Origin of the sequence: Pseudomonas edaphica, assembly GCF_005863185.1 — a bacterium.
GTDB lineage: Bacteria > Pseudomonadota > Gammaproteobacteria > Pseudomonadales > Pseudomonadaceae > Aquipseudomonas > Aquipseudomonas edaphica.
The window spans coordinates 1-1,658 of record NZ_VBVZ01000926.1 but is presented as its reverse complement, the minus strand read 5'-3'; the positions used below and the strand labels follow the sequence as shown (position 1 = coordinate 1,658).

Here is a 1,658-nt window from a genome sequence, read left to right as displayed (position 1 = left end):
GCGCAGCACCGGGTGCAACCAGTAGCCGATGCGCGTGGACCAGCCGATGGAGACGCCCGCGACAAAACCAGTCGCCGCGCCCAGCGCCACGCCCGAACCCAGCAGCAAGGCCGAATGCAGCAGGCTGTCGGCCAGGCGCGCATAGTCTTCGACATACACCGCAAGCAAGGCCTGGGGCGGCGCGAAAAACGGCACCGGCAGCAGCGCCAGCTTGGCGGTGAGCAGTTCCCAGACACCCAGCAACACGGGCAAGGCAATCAACCACGGCCCGGCCTTTTGCAAGCGCTGGCCGAGCCGCGAAAAACGCAGGCCCAGCAGGCTCAACAGAATGAACAGCGCAGCCACCGCCACGCACACATTGGCCAGCCCTTGGGTCATCGGCCAATTGCGCACGGCATTGGGCCAATAGCTGATCAACAGTGCCACGGCCACCCAGGCTGCCACTACCGTGGCGCCCTGCCAGCCGGCCTTGAATGTCAGGCTTGGGTTCAGGGTTGCAGCGTCAACTGAAGACATCAGCGGTGATCTCCTTGGCAAACTCCACCGGGTCGGTGCCTTTGCTGATCACCTCGACGGTTTTCAGGTCGGTGACATAGGTGGTGATTTCCTGCGTCAGCGCCGCGCCGACCGCATGGTGGCCGTGGGTGTGATCGTGCAGGATCGCCTGCACTTCTTCTGCCGTGGTATTGAGCGCATAGGCCTGGAAGCCCTTGGCGACTTCTTCGGGGTGCTGCACGGAATAATCGTGGGCCTCCAGAATCGCCTGGGTCAGCGCCGCGACCACGCGCTTGTCTTCACGTACCAGCTTGCCGGTGACGCCGACCACGCAGCAACTGAGGTTGGCGTATGCCTCCACCAGGTTGGTGGACAACTCCCGCGCCACGCCGGACTTGATCAGGCGGTACATGAACGGGTCACTGCCGCTGACCGCCTGCACTTCACCACGCTCCAGCGCGGTGCCCAGCAGGTCGGCCGGGTACAGGCGCCATTCGACGTCGCGCACCGGGTCGACGCCGTGCTTTTTCAGCAGGATCGAGAAGAAATTGCGGTCGGGGCTGGCCATGTCGGTGACGCCGATGGCCTTGCCCTTGAGGTCCTCCAGCCTGTTCACGCCGCCGTTCGCCGCACTCAGCAAGCGCAGGCAACCGCCGTGGGTACCGGCGGTGAGCTTGACGTCAAAGCCTTGTTCCAGAGCCTTGAGCCAACGCAGCGCCATGCCTATGCCGGCATCCGCCTTGCCGGTGGCGATGGCTTCGAGCAGCACTTCGGTGGAGTTGCCGAAGTTGACCAGCTCCACATCGAGGTTGTGCTTGGTGAAGAAGCCCTGGCCGTGGGCGATCACCACTGGCGCCAGGCACACAGCGTTGAGGTTGACCGCCAGTTTGAGCTTGCGCGGCGCGTCGAGGCGGATGAACTCGCCGGTACCTGCAGGTTCCGCAGGCGTGCCGTGCCCGGCGTGCTCGTCGGCCGCCAAGCCCAGGCTGGGCAGCGCCAGGCCGGCCATGGAAATGCCTGCCATGCCGAGCAAGCGGCGACGGGTCAAGAGATCAAAAGCAGCCATGCGCACTATTCCTTTAAATTGATGTACCCAATAAAAAACACCGCCGCCCAAATGTGGGAGCTGGCTTGCCTGCGATAGCGCAGTGTCAGTCAACAAC

The 1,658-nt window shown here is 63.9% G+C and carries 1 protein-coding gene and 1 pseudogene; both read right to left on the bottom strand.

Annotation, left to right across the window (positions count from 1 at the left end):
- Nucleotides 1–516, bottom strand: a pseudogene (locus FEM54_RS32155) (ABC transporter permease); the annotation flags it as partial.
- Nucleotides 503–1,561, bottom strand: coding sequence for an ABC transporter substrate-binding protein (locus FEM54_RS32150; protein ID WP_138454233.1), 1,059 nt, complete (start codon nt 1,559–1,561; stop codon nt 503–505). The gene FEM54_RS32150 and the pseudogene FEM54_RS32155, both read right to left, overlap by 14 nt.
- Between the last annotated feature and the right edge of the window lie 97 nt (nt 1,562–1,658).

Excerpts from the sequence above, each read along its gene's own strand:
- FEM54_RS32150 (WP_138454233.1), bottom strand. The coding sequence starts at position 1,561 with ATGGCTGCTTTTGATCTCTTGACCCGTCGCCGCTTGCTCGGCATGGCA.